This window comes from Hamadaea sp. NPDC051192 (genome assembly GCF_040682475.1).
Classification (GTDB): Bacteria; Actinomycetota; Actinomycetes; order Mycobacteriales; family Micromonosporaceae; genus Hamadaea; species Hamadaea flava.
This window is the reverse complement of record NZ_JBFBAZ010000062.1, coordinates 1-22,170: the sequence shown is the minus strand read 5'-3', so window position 1 is coordinate 22,170 and position 22,170 is coordinate 1. Positions and strand designations below refer to the sequence as shown.

The window sequence follows — 22,170 nt, the reverse complement described above, 5'->3', positions numbered from 1 at the left end:
TCGACAGGAGCGAGATGCACAGGGAGGAAGCCGAACGATGGCCACTGCGAAGAAGGCGACCAAGGCCGACAAGTCCTACGACGGCTTCAACGCCGAAGAACGCGCGGCGATGAAGGAACACGCCAAGGAGATGAAGGCGGCCAAGGCCGGCGCCGACGCCGAGGCCGAGGTGCTGGCGAAGATCGCCGAGATGGAGGGCACCGACCGCGCGATGGCGGAGAAGATCCACGCGATCGTCAAGAAGCACGCCCCGGAACTGGCCCCGCAGACCTGGTACGGGCAGCCCGCGTACAAGAAGGACGGCAAGGTCGTCTGCTTCTTCCAGGCCAAGGCCAAGTTCAAGACGCGGTACGCCACCTTCGGCTTCCAGGAGGCCGCCCAGCTCGACGAGGGCGGCATGTGGCCGACCTCCTACGCCCTGACCAAACTCACCGCCGCCGACGAGAAGCGGATCGCCGAGCTGGTCAAGAAGGCGGCGGGCATCGCTTAGCCCGGAGGTCAGTGATCGCCGAGCCAGCCGGCGATGGTGGCCGCCAGCCAGCGCCCGTGTGACAGGTGCAGGTCGTGCCCGCCGTCGACCTCCACGAAACGACCGCGCGGCAGGGCGTCGGCCATCTGACGAACCAGGTCCGGCGGGCAGAACGGATCGCCGGTCCCGGCGATCAGCAGCGCTGGACAGGTGATCTGAGCTGCCCGGGACCGGCTGACGTCACCGCCCGCCTCGATGATGGCGGTCATCGCCGCCGCCCAGCTGCTCGCCATGATCCGGGCTTCGGCCACACCGTAGCTCTCGGCCAGGTACGCGGCCAGCGGCTTGAGGTCGTCGGGCGGATCGTCCAGCAGGTGCGCCAGTCCTCGAAGCGACTCCGGCGACGCCACGATCTGACCGGCGGCGCCCCAGGTCAGCACCGACAACGCCCGAGCGGGTCGCAGCGCCGCGATGAGCAGCGCCTCCTCCCCGCCGTCGCTGAAGCCGACCAGATGGGCGACCTCGACGCCCAGCTCGTCGAGCAGCCCGAGCAGCAGCCGGGCGTCGTCCAGGTAGTAGGTCGGCGGGTAACGCCGGGGCTGCGGCTGCGACCGTCCGGAACCCGGCAGGTCGACGGCGATGACCCGGAACCCGGCGGCGAGTTCGGCGTGCAACCGGCGAAGGTCCACCACGCTGCCGCCCCAACCCGGCATCAGCACGACGGCGTCGCCGCGACCGGCGTCCTCGTAGTAGATCCGCTGGCCGTCCGGCTCGTACCAGGTCATCGCGTCCTTTCGCGCCCGCCGGGTCGCCGCGGCTAAGGGGCGACCCCGTTGGAGAGGGGGAAATCGTCGCGGCCGACGTGCGCCGGCCCGGGGAGCTTCTCCTTCGGCAGCTGCCGGGCGCCACTGTAGCCGGAGACCACGCCGGACCAGATCCGGAACGACGTCGCCGCGGTGATCGAACGCTGTGTCTTCGGGTCGATCACCGGATACGTGCCCGCCGCGTTGCCGGCCCACACCGCGACCGTGATCTGCTTGGTGAACCCGACGAGCCAGGCGTCGGAGTTGTCGGCGGTCGGGACGGGCTGGCCGGAGGCGTCCAGCCTCGTTCCCTCCCACGCGCCGCCGACGGTGGCGATCTCCCGGCCGCCCACGGCGGCGCCCCAGTTCCGGTCGGCGGCCGCCCGGGTCATGGCGTACGTGACGTCGTCGGCGACCGCCCGGCGCATCACCTGCTGCGGTTCGAGCTTCGCGCCCACTTCCCGCACGACGATGTACTTGCCGGTGGCGGGGTCCTTCTTCTCGACCTTCGCCACGAAGTGCGGCTTGTTGTAGATCCCGCCGTTGGCGATCGTCGCGACGCCGGCCGCGTTGTCCAGCACCGTGATCGGGTACTTTCCGTAGCCGACCTGCCGGTCGAACGGGCTTCGATCGGTGGGGTCCTGGAACCGGCCGCCGGAGATCATCTCCTTGCCGTCGACGTTCCACATGCACTTGACGCCCGCCAGGTACGCCATCTTGACGACCGACCCGGGACCGATCTGCCGGGCGATCCAGTAGAACGGCACGTTGAAGGACTTCACGAAGCTGTACTCCAGCGTGCAGTAGTCCCTGCAAGTGGTGTTGGGTACGCCGCTGTTGCCGACCTTGATCTTGTCGTCGGTCGTGAACGGCATCGCCTTCCAGTGCGACTGCAACGACGCGCCCGCCTCCAGCGCCGCCGCCAGCGTGTACACCTTCATGGTGCCGCCCGGCGGATGCCCGCCGATGAGCGCCCGATCGGCCGTGTTGACGCCCGCCTGGTCCAGCTCCCTGGCGTCGAGGCCGCCGTAGTACGCCAGCACCGCGCCGGTGGTGTGGTCGAGGACGACTCCGGCCGACTCCAGATCCTGCTGGACCTTGCCGTTCGTGTCGCGTACGACGGTGCGGCCGTAGAGCTCCGAGCCCTTCAGGTCCGGCCGCGCCGCCTGCTCCAGCAGCCGCTGCGCCTCGGGATCGATCGTCGTGGTGACCCGATAGCCGCCGGACTTGAGGGCGACCGGCTCGATGCCCTGCGCCTTCAGCTCCTCGTACACGTGGTTCACGACGTTGCCGGTCGCCTGGCCCGCGCCCTCGCCGGGCTTGACGCGCAGACCCCACTCGGCGGACGGGGTCACCGTCGCGTACGCCCGGAACGCGGGAAACTCCAGTGTGGACTTCTCCTCGGCGGTGATCCACTGCCCGACCATGGTGGCGAGCACGTAGCCCCACCGGTCCTTGGCCTCAGCCGGATGCGCCTCCGGATCGAACGGGCTCAGCCCGCCGCCGCTGTCGTAGGGCTGCTTGAGCACCGAGCCGAGCACGGCGGCCTCCGCCAGGGTCAGATCCTTGGCGGACTTGCCGAAGTACGCCTGCGCGGCGGTCTCCACCCCGACCGCGCCCCGGCCGAAGTCGGCGCTGTTCAGGTAGAACCCCATGATGGAGAGCTTGTCGTACCGCTCCTCCAGCTTGCGGGCGAGCACCATCTCCCGGGTCGAACCCATCTCGGCGGCGACGGCGATCCGCACATACAGGTGGGTCAGCTCCGAGCCCCGGAACGAATCCTCGAAGAAGTCCTTGTCCTGCCCGGCGATCAGCGCGTTACGAACCTTCTCGGGGAGGACGGCCATCGGCACGTCCACCCGGTTCACCGTGCCGAGCTGCGCGAGCTGCGTCTTGCCGTCGGCGGCCATGATCGCGGTGGCCTGGGCGGGGTGGAAGTTCTCGGGAACTAGGACGTCCACACTGTCCACGTAGTACGAGACGCCGATCAGCCCGCCGCCGACCAGGACGACCAGCGTCGCGACCGACGCGGCGAGCACCTTGAGCCCTCGCCTGCGCCGCCGGCCGCGGCTCTTCGAGTCGGTCTGCTCCGCGCCGTCCTGTGCCTGCTCGTTCGAGGTCATCCCACATCCCGTTCCGCCGTGACAGTTCACGCGCCGAGATGCCAGACGCGCGAACGGGTGTCGATGGTTGCCGGTCGGCGTCAGCGTACGGAAGACGACGGTGTCGCGAGGCCCCGTCGGGATCGGCTCGCGTGTGCGCCGTCGCCGGTGGCACCGGCGACGGCGGTCAAGCGGTACTGGGATGATCTCGTGGGGCTCAGCCCTGCTGCTGCGCCGCCCACTCGGCGACGCGGCGGGCGCTCTCCTCCGGCGAGAGGTCCTCGACCCGAGTCATGATCGTCCAGCGTACGCCGAACGGGTCGCGGATCGAGGCGTACCGGTCGCCGGAGGCGAACGTCGACAGCGGCTCGCGCACGGTCGCCCCGGCGGCCTCGGCCCGCGCGACGACGGTGTCGGCGTCGACGCAATAGAACCCCATCGAATAACTGTCCTCGTCGCCCTCCGGCGCGGCGATCAGGTGGTACGCCGGGTCCGGCTCGCCGAGTTGCAGGTGACCCTGGCCGAAGTCCAGGTCGGCATGCGCGACGGCCTCGCCGAACTTCGTGACGTCGACGACCTTCGCGCCGAAGACCTCCTCGTAGAACTTGATCGCCTCGGCAGCGCGCGGAATCGTGAGGAAAGGCGTGACGCTGGTGTAGCCGGTGGGAATTCCATTGGTGGTGTGCTGTCCGTTCATGCCCTTGACGCTAGGTGTGGGCTGGGCTGGGCGACTTGGAGATTCGCGCCAGCTTGGCTCACCTGACCTGCTTCGTCTGCGACCTGCTTCGTCTGCGGCCTGCTCCGGCTGCCGGGCGACGGCACCCGATCCCGGTAGGCTCGGCGGGTGACCAGCAAGGACCGCGGCATCCTCTATCCGGCGCGACTGCCGGACTTCCATCGGCTGCCCGCGCCGGAGCCGGTCGCCGAACTGGTCCGCTGGTTCTGGATTCCCGAGTGGGACATCGCGCCCGGCCGCACCTCCCGGCAGCACCTGATGTCGTTCCCGACGAGCAATCTCGTCGTGCAGACGAACCTGGTCATGCTGTCCGGCCCGACGACCCGGGCGTCCTACCGTGACCTGTCCGGTCGGGGCTGGGCGGTCGGCGCGCTGCTACGCCCGGCGGCGATGCCCACCTTCACGGCGGCGCCCGTCGATCTGCGCGACACCGTGGCCCCGTTCGAAGCGCCCGACCTGCACGAGGCGGTCGTCGAAGCCATGACGATCGTCGACCGGGACGAACGGCACGCCGCCGCGGTCGAGGTGTTCTCGACCTGGTTCGCCAAGAACGCGCTCAGCGTCACCGACCAGGGCCGCCAGGCCAACGAGCTGGCCGAACTGCTGGACGGCGACGCCGAGGTGCGTACACTCGACGACGCCGCCGCGCGGATGCACGTCGCCCCGCGTACGCTGCATCGCCTCGCCACCCGGTATGTCGGCCTGAGCCCCGCCGAGATGATCCGCCGCCGTCGCCTGCAGGAGGCCGCCGAGCGGGTCCGGACGGAACCGGGCGTGAGCCTCGCCGAGATCGCCACCGAACTCGGGTACGCCGACCACGGCCACCTCACCCGCGAGTTCCGGGAGCGGCTCGGGTTCACCCCGAGCGGTTACCGCGCCGAGATCGACGAAAGCTGACCGGCCGGACTGTTCAGCCGCCGGACTGCTCAGTCGCCGGACTGGTCAGCCGACGGGCTGGTCAGACGACGAGGCGGTGGTGGTAGTTCCAGTCGGCGCCGCCGTAGCCGCGGGGCGTCTCATGATCCGGCCGCCCCTCGGGACCGAAGTCACGGTCGGCCACGGACAAGTGGCTGTGTTCCGACGCGAAGTCCGGTTCCAGCTCCAAATCGAGCAGATCCTCGGCGTTCGTACGGCCGGCTTCCCCGAACCAACGGTCGACCATGATCAGCACCCCGTCTCCCATTGTCCCTCCTCGGCCGGTCACCGCGCCGGAGAAGCGGCCGATCGCCGGGTTCACCGAGCCGTGCCATGATCGGGATCATGACCGACAAGACGACTGTCGCAGTGCTGGGCACTGGGATCATGGGCGCGGCGATGGCCCGCAACCTCGCACGCGCCGGGCACGCCGTGCGGGCCTGGAACCGAAGCCGCGACAAGGCGGAGCCGTTGGCGGCCGACGGCGTACTGGTGGCCGAGTCGCCCGCCGAAGCCGTGCAGGACGCCGACGTCGTGCTGACCATGCTCTTCGACGACTCCGCCGTCGCGGCAGTGATGCGCCAGGCGGCCACGGCACTGCGGCCAGGGACCGTCTGGATCCAGTCGACCACCGTGGCCCTCGACGCCGTCGCCGAACTAGCCGAGTTCGCCACCGAGCACGGGCTCGTGTTCTATGACGCCCCCGTCCTGGGTACGCGCCAGCCGGCCGAGGCCGGCAAACTGCTGATCCTCGCGGCCGGTCCGACCGGCGCCCGGGACCTCGTCGCCCCGATCTTCGACGCCGTCGGCGTGCGTACGATGTGGACCGGTGAGGACGGCGCAGCCGGCGCCTCCACCCGGCTGAAGCTCGTGGTCAACAGCTGGGTTCTGGCCGCCACCAACGCCATCGGCGAAGTGCTGGCCCTGGCCGGGGCGCTCGGCGTCGACCCCGACGGGTTCTTCGAGGCGATCGACGGCGGGCCGCTCGACATGGGGTACGCGCACGTCAAGGCCGATCTCATCCGCACCGAACGGCTCAGCCCCGCCTCGTTCGCCGTCGCCACCGCCGCCAAGGACGCCGGGCTCATCGTGCGCGCCGGCGAGCAGAACGGCGTACGCCTCGACGTGGCGGCCGCGAGCGCGGAACGGCTGCGGCGCGCCGCCGAGTCGGGCCACGCCGACGAGGACATGGCCGCGGCCTACTACGCCAGCTTCGATTGAGGTTCTCCCGCTGGTCAGTCGAGGGCGGCGGCGAAGCGGGCCGCGACCGCCGCCACCGCCGCGCGCAGTTCCGGCCCGCCCTCCACCCGGAACGCGAACGGCACGGCGGCCAGCCACTCCTGGGCGTACATCGCCGGGTTGTTCGTCGTGCCGATCACGCGGCAGCCGTCGCCCCACGGCTCCAGGCGGCCCATCGTCGACCGGATCCACGGCGCGACCTCGGCCAGGGGCGCGTCGAACACCACGCGGGTCTCCATCGGCCAGCCCGAGCCCAGGTTCTCCTCCAGGGCGAGCACCGGATCGAGGCCCTCAGGCGGCTGGAACTCCTCACCCGTCGGTTCGACTCCGCGGATGCGGTCCACGCGATAGGTGCGTACGGCGTCGGCGCGCAGCGAGTGGCACAACAGGTACCAGCGTCCATATCGGACGACCACGGCCCACGGTTCGACCTCGCCCTGCCACTCGCCGGAATCCCCCCGGGGACTGCGATACGTCAGCCGTACGCGTTTGTGCTCCGCGACGGCGGCGATCAGCGCGCTGGTGGTGGCCGGGTCGGGCCGGGACGCGTTCCGGTCCGGCGTGGCCGCAATGTTCTCCCGCAACGCCGCCGCCTCCCGCCCGATCCTCTCCGGCAGCGCCCGGATGACCTTCACCAGGGCCGAGCCGACCGTGTCCTCGGCGTCGGTCGCGCCGGGCTGGCCGTCCAGCACCGCCATCACCAGGGCGAGCGCCTCACCCTGCGAGAAGACGATCGGCGGGAGGCGTACGCCTCGGCCCAGCCGGTAACCGCCGTGCGGACCGCGCACCGCCTCCACCGGTACGCCCGCCTCCCGCAGGATCTCCACGTAGCGGCGGGCGGCGCGCTCGGTGACGCCCAGCCGATCGCCCAGCTCGTCGGCGGTGACGCCGGGCCGGGTCTGCAGGATCTCCAACGCGCGCAGCGCACGGGCGGTCGGGCTCGATTCGGACGGCACCCGGCCAGCCTAGACTCGTCCGAATATGAACCGGAAGTAGATCGTCCGGAATAGGGTCTACGGTGACCGGGTAAGTGATCACCGACCCGTCAGAAAGCGACTTCGACATGGACATCCTGCTCATCGGCGGACTCTGGCTCACTGGTGCGGCCTGGGACGAGGTGGTCCCCGAGCTGACCGCGCTCGGGCATCGGCCGGTCGCCGTCACGTTGCCCGGCCAGGGCGCCGAACCGTCCGACGCGACGCTCGCCGACCAGCTCGCCACGGTGCTCGCCGCCGTCGACGCGGCCTCGGGCAAGCCGCTGGTCGTCGGCCACTCCGGCGCCTGCACGCTGGCTTGGCTCGCCGCCGACGGGCGCCCGGATCAGGTCGCGAAGGTGGCGCTGATCGGCGGGTTCCCGTCCGCCGACGGCGAGAAGTACGCCGCCTTCTTCGAGGTCGCCGACGGCGTCATGCGGTTCCCCGGCTGGGGCCCGTTCGAGGGGGCCGACTCCGCCGATCTCGACGAGGAGACCCGGAAGCGGTTCGCCGATGCGGCGGTCCCGGTGCCGGAAGGCGTCGCCCACGGCGTGGTACGCCTGACCGACGACCGTCGCTATGACGTCCCGGTGGCCCTCGTGTGCCCGGAGTTCAGCCCGGCCCAGGCCCGCGAGTGGATCGACGGGGGCGAGGTGCCCGAACTGGCCAAGGCCAAGCACGTCGAGTACGTCGACATCGACTCCGGGCACTGGCCGATGTTCAGCAAGCCCGCCGAGCTGGCCCGCGTCCTCGCCGGGCTCGCCGACGCAGCCTGAGCTGCCTGTCGATCCGGCGGAACTCCGTGATCATGGTCATTTCCATGTCGCTATGGCAACGTGGAAATGACCATGATCATGAGCAGCGCATGCGCGGCCGCAAAAGCTCGGCCGCATGAGCGGCTGCCAAAGCGGAGCCGCCGCGAGTTGCCCTCACCGTGTCGAGGGCAGCCCGAACCACGACAGCGCCTCGGCGTCGAACCGGACCATCCGCCGGATCCGGTCGCCGCTCAACGTCACCGCCATCAGGCCGAACGCGGTCTGCGTACCGTCTGGTTCCGGCCGGTAGATCGCGAACGCGGGGGAGCCGTTGGCGCGCGTCGGCACGAGGGCGTACCGGCGGCCGGAGCTGAACACGACCTGGCAGAACGCGGTCACCGCCGCCAATCCCTCGTACTCGAACGGCACCGGCGGCATCGCGATGAACACGTCGTCGGTCAGCAACGCCACCAGCGCGTCGACATCGGCCGACTCGTACGCGCTGACGAACTTCGCGACGATCGCGTCCTCGGCGGCCGACGCGGTCGCCGGTCCCGGCGTGTGGTCGGCACTGGCCGGCAGCCGCGTCTGTAGTCCGGCCCGTGCCCGCCGCAGCGCGCTGGTGACCGACTCGACCGTCGAGTCCAGCATCTCGGCGACCTCGGTGGCGTGGAACCCCAGCACGTCCCGCAGCACCAACACGGCGAGCTGACGCGGCGGCAGGATCTGCAACGCGGTCACGAAGGCGAGCGAGATCGACTCGGTCTGCTCATACCGCGCCTCCGGCCCCACCGGTACGCCTGAAGCCCCCGCCAGCAGCGCGTCCGGATACGGCTCCAGCCACGGCACCTCGCCGAGTCGGGTCGGCTCCGGTGGGGCCGTCCCCGTCCAGCCCCACTCCCGGGCCGGGCGGCGACGAGCCGAGCGCAGCGTGTTGAGGCACCGGTTCGTGGCGATCCGGTAGAGCCAGGTCCGGATCGAGGCGCGCTCGCCGAATCCGGCCAGCCCCTGCCAGGCGGCCAGCATCGTGTCCTGGAGCGCGTCCTCGGCGTCCTGGACCGAGCCCAGCATCCGGTAGCAGTGCACATGCAGCTCCCGGCGATGCGGCTCGGTCAGCGCCCGGAACGCGTCGCCGTCGCCGGCGCGCGCCCGGGAGATCAGATCCGTCGTCACTGCTGACCAGTCCTTCCGCTGTCGTACTTCCATCCTGACGGCATCCCTAGCGACCCGTGCGAGCACTCTCCGTCGGCGCCGAGAACGGCGGGGCAGCCACTGGAGGCGCAGACACCGCTGGGACGTCGACCCGAGCGGCTGTGACGAGCTTCCGGCCGGGCGTACCCGTGCCGGCGACGACCGCCCCCATCGCGAGCGCTGCGCAGCCGATCAGCGCCGGGGTGAACCCGTCGACGAACACCTGAGCCGAGGCGTACCCGCCGGCCGCGGCGAAGACGGCGACCACCGCGGCCACCCCGAAGGCCCCGCCGAGCTGCCGCAACGCGCTGTACGCACCGGACGCCTTCCCCAGGTCCGGGGGAGTGACCGCGCCCAGCACCGCGCTCTGCGTGGCCGGGATCGCCGCGGCCACCCCGATGCCGGACAGGATCAGCGGCGCGACCAGCTGCCAGTACGCCACGTCTGGAGCGGCCAGGACGGCGATCCACACCAGCGACGCTCCGTGCAGCACCATGCCGCCGACGATGAACGGGCGCTCGCCGTGCTTGGGGATCAGGGCGCCGACCGTTCGCGGGACCAGGACGGTCATCGCGCCCCAGGGCATCAGCCGCAGCCCGGCCTCGAACGGCCCCGTCGACTGTCCGACCTGGAAGAACTGGGCCATGAAGTAGACCGAGCCGAAGGTCGACGCCCACAGGAAGAAGATCGCCCCGTTGCCCGCCGCGAAGGCGCGTACGCCGAACAGCCGCAGCGGCAGCATGGGCTGCTCGGTCCGGCGTTCCACGAGGATGAACGCCACCGTGAGCACCACCCCGGCCCCCAGCGTCAGCAGCGTCTCCGGGCCGGTCCACCCGGCCGTGTTGGCGCGGACGAGTCCCCAGACCAGGCCCAGCGCGGCTCCGGCCGACAGCAGCAGGCCGGGCAGGTCCAGGCGTACGCGGGGACCGCGGCTCGGCGCGATCCGGGTCAGCACCAGCGGAATGAGGAGGGCGAGGAGCGGCACGTTGAGCCAGAAGATCCACCGCCACGATGTGCCGTCGGCGATCGCGCCGCCGAGCAGCGGCCCGGCCGGCACGGACGCGCCGACGACCGCGGAGAACATGCCCAGCGCCCGCGCCCGGGTCGACGGTGACACCACCTCGCCCAGCAGCGTCAACGCCAGCGGCATCACGGCGGCCGCTCCCGCGCCCTGCACCGCGCGGGCGGCGATGAGCCAGCCCACGCCGGGGGCGACCGCGCAGGCGGCCGAGGCCAGCACGAACACGCTCAGGCCGGCGACGAAGATCCGCCGCCGCCCGAACCGGTCGCCGAGCGCCGCCGCCGTCAGCAACAGCACGGCGAAACTCAGCGTGTACGCGTTGACCGTCCACTCGAGTTGTTCGGCGGACGCGCCCAGATCCAGGCGCAGCGTGGTCAGCGCGGTCGCCACCACGGTGGTGTCGAGCCCGACGAGCAACGCGGCGAGCGCGGTGAGCCCGAGCACCCAGCGTTGCGGAGAGGTCAGTCTGTCGTGAGTCATGGCCGTGCTGACACCGACATCGGGCAGAACTGGGCGGTCGCGCCGACGAAATGAGACGGCCGTCACGGGAGCGCTCTCACTGTGCGCGCTCCCATTAGGGTACGCGTGTGCGAACGGTCAAGGTCGACACCCCCGGCGGCCAGACGTGGGGCGTACGCGTGGTGTGGCAGCCACGGTGGAGCGCGTTGGTGCGGCGGTTCGGGGCGTGGCGCCGCAAACGCAAGGGCGAGACGGGGTCCGGCAACGATCTGAGCGGCTGCGGCGACGTGGGCGGCTGCGGTTCCGGCGACGGCGATCTGGCCGCGATCATGTTCGGCATCGTGCTGTTCATCGTCGGCGTGCTGCTGTTCTGGTTCGTGCTGCTGCCGTTGCTGCTGCTGGCCGTCGACCTCATCGTCGTCGCGCTGCTGCTGCTCATCGCGATTCCGGCCCGGGTGTTGTTCCGTCGGCCGTGGACGGTCGAGGCGGCGTACGACGACGGGCGGACCGAGCAGATCTTCTCGACGGACGTGGTCGGCTGGCGGCGGGCGCTGGAGACGCGCGACGACATCGCGGCGAAGCTTCAGCAGGGCTTTCCCGTGCCGATCGTGGGCACCCTGCGGTCCCGGCTCAGCGGCCCGCCGGTGGAGTCATGACCGCCTCCGGCGGGCGGCTCGGCCGCGCGATGCTGCCGTTCGCCCTGGTGTTCTTCAGCGTCGGCGTGTCCACCGCGCTGGTCTACCCGTTCCTGGCGTTGTTCCTCGACTCCGCGGTGCACGCCAGCCCGCTGCAGATCACCATGTTCCTGATCGTCGGCCCGCTGGCGAGCGTCTTCGTGGCCAGCGCCCTCGGGCGGCTGTCCGACCGGCGGGCGATCCGGCGGACGCTCATGCTGCTCGCCGCGTTCGGCGGGTTCACCGCGGCCGGGCTGACCGCCGTGGTGCGGGACTACTGGCTGCTACTCGTCATCAACGTGACCGGCTGGGCGCTGGCCGGTGCGTTGTTCCCGCAGACCCTCGCGTACGCCCGGCAGGTGCTCGACCGCGATCGGCCGGAGCGGGCGGCGATGGGGATGAGCGCGCTGCGTACGGTCTTCTCGGTCGCCTGGGTGGTCGGGCCGTCCCTGGCCGCGTTCGTCATGAAGGCGGGCGGCTTCACCTGGCTGTACGCCTTGTCGGCCGCGATGTACGGCATCGCCGGGCTGCTGGTGCTGCTCCGGTTCGACAAGGACCGCCCGCCCGAAGCCGACCCGGCCCAGACCGCCGACGCCGACGCGGCCGGGCCGCTGGAGGTGTCCTGGTGGACGCTGATGGCGACGGCCGCCGGGTTCACCCTGCTGCAGGCGCCGCTGACGCTGGTCTCGCAGGTGCTGCCCATCTACATCGGACGGTACTTGGGCGGCGACGTCAGCGACACCGGCGTGATCCTCGGGGTGTGCGCCTTCCTGGAGATCCCGTTCATGCTGACCCTCGGCGCGATCACCAACCGGATCAGCGTCCGGACCGTAGTGCTCGCGGGCAGCTGTTGCGGGGTGGCGTACTTCGCCCTCGCCTCCGCGGCCACCGCCGTCTGGCAGCTCGTCGCGGCGCAGGTCCTCAACGCGTTGTTCATCTCGGCCGTGGCCGGCGTCGGCATCTCCTACATGCAGGGCATGCTGCCCCGGCATCCCGGCCGGGCCACCGCGCTGTTCACGAACTCGTTCCCGATCGGTGCGATGCTCGCCGGGCCGCTGTTCGGCCTGACCCAGCACTTCGGCTACCGCACGGTGTGGCCGATCGCGACGGGCGTGTGCGCCGTCGGCCTGGTGCTGCTCTGGACGACCCGCCCGACGTGCACCGCCGCTGAGCCCGCAGTGACGGAGCCGGCCGTCACGTAGCCCGCTGCACTCTGGGGCTGGCCAGGCCGTAGCGTCTGCGGCATGTCGCAGGCCCTAACAGAGGTCCCCGCAGTCGCCGTGATCGGCGTCGGCGGCACCATCGCCATGGTCCCGACCAGCGCCGGCGGGGTGAGCCCGCAACTCACCGCCACCGATCTCGTCCAGGCGGTGCCGGGCCTCGCCGAGCACCGGTTGAGCGTCGTGGACTTCCGGCGCGTACCGGGGGCGTGGCTGAGCTTCGCCGACCTCGACGAGCTCCTGACGGCGATCGACGAGGCGATGTCCGCGGGTGCTGCCGGTGTCGTCGTCACGACCGGCACCGACAGCATCGAGGAGATGGCCTACTACCTGGATCTGCGCCACACCCGGCCGGAACCGGTCGTGGTCACCGGCGCGATGCGCAATCCGGCGACGGCCGGTGCGGACGGACCGGCCAACCTGCTGGCCGCGGTGGTCACGGCCGCCGACCCCGCGGCGCGTGACCGTGGCGTTCTCGTCGTGCTCCAGGACGAGATCCACCTCGCGGCGCGCGTCCAGAAGACACACACCACGTCACCCTCCGCGTTCGCGTCGCCCAACGCCGGTCCCGCCGGTCGTCTGGTGGAGGGTACGCCACGGTGGCTGACCGGTCCGGTGATCCGGCGCTCGGTGCCCACGGCGTACCCGGGCTCGGCGGCGACGGCACCTCGCGTGCTGCTGCACACGGTCACCCTCGACGACGACCCGGCCTTCCTGGCCGACGCCGAGTCCAGGATGGACGGGCTGATCGTCGCGGGCATGGGCGTCGGGCACGTCCCGGCCGTGCTCGTGGAACCGCTGACGAAGGCGGCGGCGGCCATCCCGGTCGTGCTCGCCTCCCGGATCGGCCGTGGACCGGTGCTGACCTGGGCGTACGGGTTCCCGGGGTCGGAACGCGACCTGATCGGCCGAGGGCTGATCCCGGCCGGGTTCCTGGACCCGCTCAAGGCTCGGGTGCTGCTGCGTACGCTGCTGGCGTCGGGTGCGAGCCGGGAGCAGATCCGTCAGGTGTTCACCGACGACATCAGCTAGCGCGATCGAGCCGGGCGCGGACCTCGTCGGCGCCGACGTGCGCGCCGAACATCTCGGTCCCCGGCTGCAGGCGTACGCCCGCCGCCAAGGGACCGGCGATCACCGGATCGAAGCCGAGCGCGTCGACGAGGTGTGCCACGGTCGCCAGATCGGCCGGGTCGTCCCCGGCGATCGCGATGGCGGTGCGAGCAGGGTCCCCAGTCGGCAGCGCGCCGTCCTCGAGGTCGTGATAACCCATGTGGTTGAACGCCTTCACCACGCGCGACCCGCTCAGGTACGCCTGCACGATCTCGCTCGACGACGTCTGCGGATCGGTGAGATCCTCGCGGATGCCGTCGATCTCCCACCAGTAGTTCATGGCGTCCACGACGAGCTTGCCGCGCAACGCCTCGACGGGTACGCGCTGGTATTTGCCCAGCGGCAGGGCCAGGATCACGACGTCGGCCTGGGTGGCCGCGTCCTCGGCGGTCGTCGCGGTCGCGCCCGGCGTGAGCACCTCGATCGTCAGTGCGATCTTGGCCGGATCGCCGGAGCCGGCGACGAGGACGCGGTAGCCCGCGGCGAGGGCCAGCCGGGCCAGCACGGTGCCCAGCTTGCCCGCGCCGAGGATCCCGATCGTCTTGACGGTCGTGCTCTCGGCAGTGGTTGCCGACTCAGCCATCGTCAGCCGGCCAACAGGTCGCGGACCATCGGGATCACCTTCGTGCCGTACAGCTCGACGGCGCGCAGGCGAGCGCTGACCGGCTGAGCGCCGGCCGTGTAGATGAGGTCGAACCGGCTGACGCCGAGATCCTGGATCGATTTCGCCATCTTGCGCGCCACCGTCTCCGGCGATCCGATGTAGAGCGAGCCGTGCTCGATCTCCCCTTCGAACTCGGCCTGGGTGATCGCCGGCCAGCCACGCAGCCGGCCGAGGCGGTTGCGCATGACCCGATAGTGCGGCCAGAAGATCTGCTTGGCCTCGGCGTCGGTCTCGGCGATGAAGCCGGGGGAGTGCATGCCCACCGGGTACGCCGTCGTGCCGAGCTGTTCGGCCGCGCGCCGATAGAGGTCGACGTACGGGGCGAACCGCTTCGCCTGGCCGCCGATGATCGCCAGCATGAGCGGCAGCCCGTGCTGCGCGGTGCGGACGACGGACTGGGGCGAGCCGCCGACGCCGACCCAGGTGTCGAGCCGGCCCGATTCGGTCTTCGGGAACACGTCGGCGTCGTCGAGCGCGGCGCGTACGGTGCCGTTCCAGGTCACCGGCTTCTCGTCCAGCAGCTTGACGAACAGCTCGATCTTCTCCTCGAACAGCACGTCGTAGTCGGTCAGGTCGTAGCCGAACAGCGGGAAGGACTCGGTGAACGAGCCGCGCCCGAGGATGACCTGTGCCCGCCCGTTGGACAGCGCGTCGACGGTCGCGAACCGCTGATAGACCCGGACGGGGTCGTCGGAGCTGAGCACCGTGACGCCGGAGGCGAGCCTGATCCGCTCGGTACGCGTCGCGATCCCGGCCAGCACCGTCTCCGGCGTCGAAATCGAGTACTCCGGGCGGTGGTGCTCGCCGAGGGCGATGACGTCGACGCCGATCTGGTCGGCGAGGACCGCCTCGGCCACGACCTGCCGGATCGCGGCGGCCTGCGAGGTCGGGTTGCCGGAGTCGTCCTGTGGCACGTCCCCGAACGTGTCGAGGCCGAAGACCAGCTCAGACATGTGTGACAGCTCCTTCGTCGGCGGTGGGCCGTGCCCAGTGTGAGCACGTCTTGTTGAACCGTCAACAACATGGCCCGGCCGGATGTTCCACGCCACTTTCGCGCTAGCTCGCCGGGCCCTTCCTGGATCGGGCCGTCGAGCGCGTCCAGCCCGAACAGCGCCAGCGCCGCCCCGATCAGACCGGCAGGACGACGAGCGGGACGATCGCGTCGAGGAGCGACGGATCCCGCGGTTATTTCGTCATGAAAGACCCCTGGCCGAGACTACGGAGTGACCCAGATGGTTCGGGCGGTTTCACAGCGTTTCCTGGCGACATCGGGCTTTCGCCGTTTCGCGGTCGCGGCCGGGTCCGCCGGGGAACGATGGCGGTATGACCGACATGCCGCAGACCGGCGACAAGGCGCCCGACTTCACCCTGCCCGCCGCGCCCGGTGAGACCGTCAGCCTCAGCTCGCTGCGCGGCCGCCCCGTCGTGCTCGCCTTCTATCCGGCCGACTTCAGCCCCGTGTGCAGCGACCAGATGGCGCTCTATGAGGCCGTCAAACCGGAGTTCGACCGCTACGACACACAGCTGTTCGGGCTGTCCGTCGACGGCGTCTGGTGCCACCGCGCCTTCGCCGACAGCCGCAACCTGCGGTTCCCGCTGCTGTCGGACTTCGAGCCGAAGGGCGAGGTGTCGCGCGCGTACGGCTCGTACGACGCGGCCCGCGGCGAGTCGCGGCGCAATCTGTTCGTCATCGATCCGTTCGGCACGGTGTTCTGGAGCTTCGCCTCGCCGAACGGCGTCAACCCGGGTGCGGACGGCATCCTGGCCGCGCTCGAGGCCATGTCCGCCGGAGTGATCGACGGGGGTGCGCTGTGACCACGCCGTTCGAGATCCAGACCGGGCGGCTGACCGTGCCGGTCGGCGCGGGCGACCACATCCGCGGTGAGCGTACGGCGCCCGTGACGCTGGTCGAGTACGGCGACTACCAGTGCCCGTACTGCGGGGCGGCGCACCCGATCGTGCAGGAGCTGTTGCGGGAACGCCCCGGCGTCGTACGCCTGGTGTTCCGCAACTTCCCGCTCAGCGACATCCATCCGGACGCCGAAGCCGCGGCCGAGTTCGCCGAGTCCGCGCCGCCCGACCGGTTCTGGGACGCGCACGACTGGCTGTTCGCCCACCAGGACCGGCTGGACGCGCCGCATCTGACAGCGGCCGCCACCGAACTGGACCCGTCCGGGAGCATGGTGAAGGCGATGGTCGGGCGCGTGTTCGCCGACCGGATCCGGCACGACTTCCTCAGCGGCGTACGCAGTGGGGTCAACGGGACGCCGACGTTCTTCATCAACGGCGTACGCCACGACGGCGGGTATCAGCTGCCCGAACTGATCCGGGCGATCGACGACGCCCGTCCCCTCTAGCGGTCAGCGGAGGACGGAGTCCACGATGGAGCGGACGGCCTCCGGCGACGGCGGCCCGGCGGCCCGGTCCGCGAACTGTAGATGAGCGGTGCCGATCAACATCGCGCCGAGCGTCTGCGGGTCGGCGGCCGCGTCGACCCGGCCCAATCGCTGTTCGGCCGCCAGATACTCGCCGAGCGTGATGGCGCCCTCGGTCAGCACCGGCACCCCGGCCGGCCACGTACGCCGCAGCCGCACCCGGAGCTGCGTCCGGAAGGTGACCAGCGGAACGATGGCCAGTGCGACCGAGCTGAACAGCGCGGTCAGCGCCTCGGTGACGTTTCCGGCGACGGTCCCGGTCCCGGCCGAGTCGAGCAGCGCGTGCGTCGCGGACTGCCCGGCACGATCGAGCACGAAGTCGGCGAGGAACTCGTCGAAGTCGGCGAAGTGCTTGTGTAGTACGCCTTTGGCCACCCCTGCCTCGTCGGTGACCGCCCGGCTCGTCAGCGCGCTCGGCCCGTCCCGCAACAGGATCCGCTCGGCGGCGTCGAACAGCTGCTGGCGTACGTCGCGTAGGGCCACGCCGGTGGGCACTAGACCTCCAGAGTCGGTCGCACAGTGGACCTGTTGCAGAGTGGGCAAGCGCCCACTAGTGTGGGCACATGCCCATTCTAGAGCCTCACCAGCATCGGAAGATGGCGGAGTCGTTCGGCGTCGACGCGGCCCGCTACGACCGCACCCGGCCGGCGTACCCGGCTGAGGTGATCGAGCGGATCGTCGCGCTGAGCCCCGGCCGCGAGCTGCTCGACGTCGGCTGCGGCACCGGCATCGCCGCCCGGCAGTTCCAGGCCGCCGGATGCACCGTGCTCGGCGTCGAACCCGATCCCCGGATGGCCCAGTACGCCCAGGCCACAGGCGTCGACACCGAGGTGGCGACCTTCGAGGACTGGGGCGCCCGGCAGCGCCGGTTCGACGCCGTGATCGCTGGGACGGCGTGGCACTGGGTCGAACCGGTCGCCGGCGCGGTCAAGGCGGCCGAGGTGCTGCGGCCGGGCGGGGTGCTGGCCCCGTTCGGGCACGCCTTCGAACCGCCCGCCGAGATCGGGCAAGCGAGCGTGGAGGTGCTCCGCCGGGTGTTCCCGCAGGCGCCGGTGCCACCGCCGGGAGTCTCCGCCCTCGACGGATACCAGGGCATGTACGCGAAGTTCGCCGCGGCCGCGCTGGAGACCGGCCGATTCGCCGAACCCCAGCCGTTCCGCGTCGACTGGGAGCGGCAGTACGCCCGCGACGAATGGCTGGAGCAGCTGCCGACCTCCGGCGGCCTGACCCGGCTCGCCCCCGAGCAGCTGGCCGAGGTGCTGGCGGCGGTCGGAGCGGCGATCGACGAACAGGGCGGCGTCTTCACGATGCGGTACGCGACCGTCGGTTTCACCGCCGTGCGGAACTAACCGCCGATCCCCGTCAGGACCCGTTCCAGGCCGTACTGGAAGAGCCGGTCGAAACGGTCGTCCGCGTGCGGCGTGGCCGCCTCCAGCATGATCCGGCTGAGCTGCGGATATCTTCCGCTGCCGATGATGGACTCGCCGTACGCGCTCTGGGTGTCCAGCCAGCCGCGCAGATCTTGGCCGGAGCGCCGGGCGGCCTCCCGTTCGGCGAGTTCCTCGATGACCTGGCCGCGGACGAAGGTCAGCACGGTCTGTACGCGCAGCAGCGTCTCGTCGGCGGACAGCCCGAGCCCGGTCAAGGTGGCGTACGTGGCCTCCTGCCAGGCCAGACCGTTCGGGCCGAGGGACGGCCGGGTGGCCGGCAGACCTGCCAGCCACGGATGGCGCAACGCCAGCTCGCGTTGGGCGACCGCCACCGCCGACACGTCCGCCCGCCAGTCGCCGCTCGGCTCGGGTGGCTGGGCTTCGCCGAGGACGGCGTCCACCATCAGGTCGAACAGCTCGTCCTTGTTCGTGATGTATCGATAGAGCGTGGCCGGGCCGGTGCCCAGCTCGGCGGCGACGCGGCGCAGCGACACGCCGTCCAGGCCCTCCGCGTCGGCCAGCCGGACCGCCGTCGCGGCGATGTCCGTACGCCGGTGGGTGGGCCGCGGGCCCCGGGCGCCCCGCTCGGGACGCAGCCAGATCGGTTCGGTCACGCTCATCACCTCATTATTGCGATCACTGTACGCGGTAAGCTAGCCTCGGCATTATGCGAACAGCGTTCTCAGTTTCTCGCGAGTCGACCATCTCCGCCGACGGCACCGTCATCGGGTACCGCCGTCTCGGCTCCGGACCGCCCGTTCTGGTGCTGCACGGCAGCATGCAAGCGGCGCAGCACATGATGCGGCTGGCGTACGCGCTCGCCGACGACTTCACGGTGGACGTCGTCGACCGGCGCGGACGCGGCGACAGCGGACCGCACGGCAACACGTACCAGTTGGCCCGCGAGATCGAGGACGTCGCAGCCGTCGCCGAGGCGACCGGCGCGACCCGGATCTTCGGCCTGAGTTCTGGTGGCCTGGTCACCCTGTATGCCGCGCGTAACCTTCCGCAGCTGGACCGGGTGGCCGTCTACGAGCCGCCGCTGTCGGTGAACGGTTCCGCGCCCACCGCGTGGCTCGACCGGTTCGACCGGGAGATCGCCGCCGCCGAACCCGCCAAGGCGATGATCACCGCGCTCAAGTCGCTGGGCGTCGACCCGCTGTTCACGCGGCTGCCTCGCCCGATGCTGGACCTGGTCATGCCGTTGGCGGTCCGCATGCAGCGCGACGTCCCCGACGGCGACGTGCCGATCATGAACCTGATCCCGACCATGCACTACGACATCAGCCTGATCAACGAGACTGCCGACACCGTGCACGAACTCGCCCGGCTCGACGCCCGCGTGCTGCTGCTCGGCGGCACCCGCAGCCCGCAGTACCTCGCGACCGCGCTCGACGCGCTGGCGGCGACCATCCCCGGCGCCGAGCAGCGGATGCTGCCGGGCCTCGGCCACTCCGGGCCGGACGAGGACGGAAAGCCCGAAGTGGTGGCCGAGGTGCTGCGCACGTTCTTCCGCTAAGCCGTTTCAGCGCGGAAGTTGTGCCCTAGTCGGTCACCCAGCGCGAAGTAATGCCGGAAGTTGTAGATCAGCGGACTCCACTTCCGCGGATCGACGTGGTCGGTGCCGGGCACGACGATATCCGGATCGGCGTGCACGGCCACCACGCTCGCCTGCGCGATGAGGAAGTCGTCGGCGGCGTTGTAGCTGGTCGCCTCGACCAGCGCCTCCAACTGCAACGGGCACTCCGCCACTCGCGGCGGGCGTACCTTGACCGACGGGACCGCGGTCAACCCGGCCGCGCCGAACTTGTCGCGCTCGTGCCGGTAGGCCGCCTGCTTGTGGTCCGGCACCGGCCACGCGCCGGTCAGGTCCGCGAGCCGCTCCACGGCGGCCCACTGCCGCGGCCCGGGCACGTTGATCACCACTTCCGGCCGCTTCGCCAAGTTGTACGCCGTATGCCCGGCCGGTCCCAGGCCCAGGACGAGGGTGTGCCCGAGTGCCCAGGCCGACGAGTTCGGGGCGAGATTGGCGCTGCCGTCGTCGTTCTCGCTGGACAACAGCACGACCGGAGTGCCGAAATACAGAATCTTCGGGGCGATGATCATGCCGGCGACGCTAACCCCGGTACGCTTCGGCGCCGGCCGAACCGTCGCCGCGGCATCATTGCCCTATGACCACGCCTGACCTGGCCGGATTCGCCGCCCTGCTGGCCGACCGCACGCGGGCCGGCTTCTGCCTGGCGCTGCTGGACGGCCGGGCCTGGACCGTCTCCGAACTGGCCCGCCACACCGGGGTGGCCGCGTCGACCGCCACCGAACACGTGCACCGGCTCGTCGGCGGGGGCATCCTCGTCGAGCAGCGCCAGGGGCGGCACCGCTACGTCCGGATCCGCGACGAACAGACCGCCGCCCTGATCGAAGCGATGGCGCAGGCCGCCCCGAAGATCCGCGTACCGGTCCGGGGGCTGGCCGACGACCGGCGCGGCAAAGCCCTGGCGTACGCGCGCACCTGCTACGACCACCTTGCCGGCACGCTCGGCGTCACCATCGCCCGGGCCATGACCGAACACGGCTTCGTCACCTGGACCGACGGCCCCCAACTCACCGAACCGGGCACCGCCTGGCTCACCGACCTCGGCGTCGTCCTCCCCGCACCCTCCCGCCGGCCACCACTGCGCGGCTGTCTGGATTGGACAGAACGCGTCGAGCACCTCGGCGGCGCGATCGGCGCCGCGATCTGCGCGTACGCCAAATCCGACGGCTGGGTCGTCCCGATCGGCACCGGCCGTGCGCTCGCGGTGACCGATCGCGGCCGAGCCGTCCTCGCTCCCTGGGGCGCCCTGCCCTGATTCCCGCTTGCCTTTGCGTCCGTTGATGAGTCGGGTCAATCGCCGTCACCCGTGACTCGGCAGCATGGCTCGTACTGTGGATCGCGCCCTACGGTGAGGATCGCTGACTCCGGCCGGGGGAGACGTTCGTCGTACGCACCGACTACTCGGGCGACGAGCCGCCCTTTTCCATTCGGTATTGGGTGAACGCCGACTATGGTGCTGCCGGTATCGAGAACGTCACCGTGGATGTCAACGAGGGCTTCTACCAGGGGGTCGTCGACAGCGAAGGCCGTACCGTCGAATGCGGTCATCAGCGGCCCGCCGAGATCGAAGCGAAGTGGCGGGCGAGGTAGGCGGACTCTTCCGGTCTTGGCGCTCAGACCGCTGCCTGTCGCGCCCCCGTGGTGTGCGATTCATGACCGATCCACAAGATCATGCGCCGAGGGTGCGTGCTCAGAGGCCGTTTCGCGCGTACGGCGGGCGCATGATCGGCGGGCGCATGATCACGGAATCGGACCCGAAATCGCAGATGTAGGGCGCAGTACGGCGCTTGTCCCTTGTGGACTCTCGGGCGGTTGGATCGTGGCACATTTTCGTGACCTTGACCCCCTGGAAGGTGTCGGACGGTTGTTCTAACGTTGACCCTGTGAACGGAGTGTTGGCGCAGGTGGAGGCGGATGTCGCCGAGTTGGCGACCAGTCCCCTGTGGACACTTTCGGACGCCGAGATCACCGACGAGGTCCGCCGAGTCCATACGGCGATCCAGCAGTTGTCCGGCCGGTTCCTGACGTTGATCGGCGCGGCCGACAGTCGCGAGATACCGTACAACGCGGGTGCGACCGGGACGGCGAACTGGCTGACCTATCTGCTGTCCATGCGGCACAAGGATGCTGTCGGTTGGACGAAGCTGGCCAAGCTCTTGCCGGAGACACCGGTTGTCGAGGAAGCATTGGCAGCGGGGCGGGTCACCGTCGACCAGGCGCGCGTCATCGCCAAAACCGTGCACGATCTGCCGTCGGCGGTCGGCGAGGCGGGTAAGGCGAAAGCCGCCGACGTGTTGACGAAGCTGGCTGCCGACGACCGGCTGCGGCCGGAGACGCTGGAGAATCACCGGTCGCAGATCCTGGAGCTGGTCGCACCCG

The 22,170-nt window shown here is 70.7% G+C and carries 26 protein-coding genes; 14 read left to right on the top strand and 12 right to left on the bottom strand.

The window, feature by feature from the left end:
• The first annotated feature begins 37 nt into the window (after positions 1-37).
• Positions 38-490 carry a DUF1801 domain-containing protein gene (locus AB0M47_RS24565; RefSeq protein ID WP_363418030.1) on the top strand — a complete coding sequence of 151 codons (453 nt, stop codon included), beginning with the start codon at positions 38-40 and terminating at the stop codon, positions 488-490.
• 8 nt (positions 491-498) lie between these two features.
• Here the strand turns inward: AB0M47_RS24565 and AB0M47_RS24560 are convergent, their stop codons facing one another.
• The 3 genes from AB0M47_RS24560 to AB0M47_RS24550 form a co-directional block, all read right to left on the bottom strand.
• Positions 499-1,254: an alpha/beta hydrolase gene (locus AB0M47_RS24560; protein ID WP_363418027.1), complete on the bottom strand. Its 756-nt coding sequence runs from the start codon at positions 1,252-1,254 to the stop codon at positions 499-501.
• A gap of 32 nt (positions 1,255-1,286) precedes the next feature.
• Complete coding sequence (locus AB0M47_RS24555) at positions 1,287-3,395, bottom strand: transglycosylase domain-containing protein (protein WP_363418024.1); 2,109 nt, start codon at positions 3,393-3,395, stop codon at positions 1,287-1,289.
• Between the two features lie 196 nt (positions 3,396-3,591).
• Positions 3,592-4,071, bottom strand: coding sequence for a VOC family protein (locus AB0M47_RS24550; protein WP_363418021.1), 480 nt, complete (start codon positions 4,069-4,071; stop codon positions 3,592-3,594).
• A gap of 147 nt (positions 4,072-4,218) precedes the next feature.
• Here AB0M47_RS24550 and AB0M47_RS24545 point away from each other — a divergent pair, with 147 nt between their 5' ends.
• Positions 4,219-5,007: a helix-turn-helix transcriptional regulator gene (locus AB0M47_RS24545; protein WP_363418018.1), complete on the top strand. Its 789-nt coding sequence runs from the start codon at positions 4,219-4,221 to the stop codon at positions 5,005-5,007.
• Between the two features lie 61 nt (positions 5,008-5,068).
• Here the strand turns inward: AB0M47_RS24545 and AB0M47_RS24540 are convergent, their stop codons facing one another.
• Complete coding sequence (locus AB0M47_RS24540) at positions 5,069-5,293, bottom strand: hypothetical protein (RefSeq protein WP_363418015.1); 225 nt, start codon at positions 5,291-5,293, stop codon at positions 5,069-5,071.
• Positions 5,294-5,358: 65 nt separating this feature from the next.
• Here AB0M47_RS24540 and AB0M47_RS24535 point away from each other — a divergent pair, with 65 nt between their 5' ends.
• Positions 5,359-6,246: an NAD(P)-dependent oxidoreductase gene (locus AB0M47_RS24535; RefSeq protein ID WP_363418013.1), complete on the top strand. Its 888-nt coding sequence runs from the start codon at positions 5,359-5,361 to the stop codon at positions 6,244-6,246.
• 14 nt (positions 6,247-6,260) lie between these two features.
• On the opposite strand, the gene AB0M47_RS24530 is transcribed toward AB0M47_RS24535, so the two are convergent.
• A complete protein-coding gene (locus AB0M47_RS24530; RefSeq protein WP_363418010.1) occupies positions 6,261-7,220 on the bottom strand; it encodes a WYL domain-containing protein in 960 nt (319 codons plus the stop codon).
• Between the two features lie 107 nt (positions 7,221-7,327).
• Between AB0M47_RS24530 and AB0M47_RS24525 the strand changes: the two genes are divergently transcribed.
• Positions 7,328-8,014, top strand: coding sequence for an alpha/beta hydrolase (locus tag AB0M47_RS24525; RefSeq protein WP_363418082.1), 687 nt, complete (start codon positions 7,328-7,330; stop codon positions 8,012-8,014).
• 153 nt (positions 8,015-8,167) lie between these two features.
• On the opposite strand, the gene AB0M47_RS24520 is transcribed toward AB0M47_RS24525, so the two are convergent.
• Positions 8,168-9,166 (bottom strand): sigma-70 family RNA polymerase sigma factor, encoded by a 999-nt coding sequence (locus AB0M47_RS24520; protein WP_363418007.1) that lies wholly within the window; start codon positions 9,164-9,166, stop codon positions 8,168-8,170.
• Between the two features lie 46 nt (positions 9,167-9,212).
• On the bottom strand, positions 9,213-10,685 hold the full coding sequence (locus tag AB0M47_RS24515; RefSeq protein WP_363418004.1) for an MFS transporter: 1,473 nt from the start codon (positions 10,683-10,685) through the stop codon (positions 9,213-9,215).
• Positions 10,686-10,792: 107 nt separating this feature from the next.
• Here AB0M47_RS24515 and AB0M47_RS24510 point away from each other — a divergent pair, with 107 nt between their 5' ends.
• Genes AB0M47_RS24510 through AB0M47_RS24500 form a run of 3 tightly spaced genes read left to right on the top strand, consistent with a single transcriptional unit; the run spans position 10,793 to position 13,590 of the window.
• Complete coding sequence (locus AB0M47_RS24510) at positions 10,793-11,320, top strand: hypothetical protein (protein ID WP_363418001.1); 528 nt, start codon at positions 10,793-10,795, stop codon at positions 11,318-11,320.
• Entirely contained in the window at positions 11,317-12,540 is a 1,224-nt protein-coding gene (locus AB0M47_RS24505; RefSeq protein WP_363417999.1) for a sugar efflux transporter, read from the top strand. Before AB0M47_RS24510 ends, AB0M47_RS24505 begins: the two co-directional genes overlap by 4 nt.
• A gap of 42 nt (positions 12,541-12,582) precedes the next feature.
• On the top strand, positions 12,583-13,590 hold the full coding sequence (locus tag AB0M47_RS24500; RefSeq protein ID WP_363417996.1) for an asparaginase: 1,008 nt from the start codon (positions 12,583-12,585) through the stop codon (positions 13,588-13,590).
• Here the strand turns inward: AB0M47_RS24500 and AB0M47_RS24495 are convergent.
• Together AB0M47_RS24495 and AB0M47_RS24490 are read right to left on the bottom strand one after the other, a co-directional pair.
• Positions 13,583-14,251, bottom strand: coding sequence for an NAD(P)-binding domain-containing protein (locus AB0M47_RS24495; RefSeq protein ID WP_363417993.1), 669 nt, complete (start codon positions 14,249-14,251; stop codon positions 13,583-13,585). The genes AB0M47_RS24500 and AB0M47_RS24495 overlap by 8 nt on opposite strands.
• Positions 14,252-14,253: 2 nt before the next feature.
• A complete protein-coding gene (locus AB0M47_RS24490) occupies positions 14,254-15,285 on the bottom strand; it encodes an LLM class flavin-dependent oxidoreductase (RefSeq protein ID WP_363417990.1) in 1,032 nt (343 codons plus the stop codon).
• A 370-nt stretch (positions 15,286-15,655) separates the two neighbouring features.
• On the opposite strand from AB0M47_RS24490, the gene AB0M47_RS24485 reads away from it, so the two are divergent.
• Both AB0M47_RS24485 and AB0M47_RS24480 read left to right on the top strand, forming a co-directional pair.
• A complete protein-coding gene (locus tag AB0M47_RS24485; protein WP_363417987.1) occupies positions 15,656-16,147 on the top strand; it encodes a redoxin domain-containing protein in 492 nt (163 codons plus the stop codon).
• Positions 16,144-16,689: a thioredoxin domain-containing protein gene (locus tag AB0M47_RS24480; RefSeq protein ID WP_363417984.1), complete on the top strand. Its 546-nt coding sequence runs from the start codon at positions 16,144-16,146 to the stop codon at positions 16,687-16,689. The genes AB0M47_RS24485 and AB0M47_RS24480 overlap by 4 nt, the downstream gene beginning before the upstream one ends.
• A gap of 3 nt (positions 16,690-16,692) precedes the next feature.
• Here the strand turns inward: AB0M47_RS24480 and AB0M47_RS24475 are convergent, their stop codons facing one another.
• Positions 16,693-17,262, bottom strand: coding sequence for a TetR/AcrR family transcriptional regulator (locus tag AB0M47_RS24475; RefSeq protein ID WP_363417981.1), 570 nt, complete (start codon positions 17,260-17,262; stop codon positions 16,693-16,695).
• 101 nt (positions 17,263-17,363) lie between these two features.
• Between AB0M47_RS24475 and AB0M47_RS24470 the strand changes: the two genes are divergently transcribed.
• Positions 17,364-18,116, top strand: coding sequence for a class I SAM-dependent methyltransferase (locus tag AB0M47_RS24470; protein WP_363417978.1), 753 nt, complete (start codon positions 17,364-17,366; stop codon positions 18,114-18,116).
• On the opposite strand, the gene AB0M47_RS24465 is transcribed toward AB0M47_RS24470, so the two are convergent.
• Positions 18,113-18,811, bottom strand: coding sequence for a TetR/AcrR family transcriptional regulator (locus AB0M47_RS24465; protein ID WP_253749717.1), 699 nt, complete (start codon positions 18,809-18,811; stop codon positions 18,113-18,115). The two genes, AB0M47_RS24470 and AB0M47_RS24465, sit on opposite strands and share 4 nt — an antisense overlap.
• A 53-nt stretch (positions 18,812-18,864) precedes the next feature.
• Between AB0M47_RS24465 and AB0M47_RS24460 the strand changes: the two genes are divergently transcribed.
• Entirely contained in the window at positions 18,865-19,716 is an 852-nt protein-coding gene (locus AB0M47_RS24460; RefSeq protein WP_363417974.1) for an alpha/beta hydrolase, read from the top strand.
• Here AB0M47_RS24460 and AB0M47_RS24455 read toward each other — a convergent pair.
• On the bottom strand, positions 19,713-20,303 hold the full coding sequence (locus tag AB0M47_RS24455; protein WP_363417971.1) for a flavin reductase family protein: 591 nt from the start codon (positions 20,301-20,303) through the stop codon (positions 19,713-19,715). The genes AB0M47_RS24460 and AB0M47_RS24455 overlap by 4 nt on opposite strands.
• Positions 20,304-20,368: 65 nt before the next feature.
• On the opposite strand from AB0M47_RS24455, the gene AB0M47_RS24450 reads away from it, so the two are divergent.
• The 3 genes from AB0M47_RS24450 to AB0M47_RS24440 all read left to right on the top strand — a co-directional run.
• Complete coding sequence (locus AB0M47_RS24450) at positions 20,369-21,046, top strand: winged helix-turn-helix domain-containing protein (RefSeq protein WP_363417968.1); 678 nt, start codon at positions 20,369-20,371, stop codon at positions 21,044-21,046.
• Positions 21,047-21,228: 182 nt separating this feature from the next.
• On the top strand, positions 21,229-21,381 hold the full coding sequence (locus AB0M47_RS24445; protein ID WP_363417965.1) for a hypothetical protein: 153 nt from the start codon (positions 21,229-21,231) through the stop codon (positions 21,379-21,381).
• Between the two features lie 293 nt (positions 21,382-21,674).
• The coding region (locus tag AB0M47_RS24440) for a DUF222 domain-containing protein (protein ID WP_363417962.1) at positions 21,675-22,170 on the top strand (496 nt) is incomplete at its 3' end.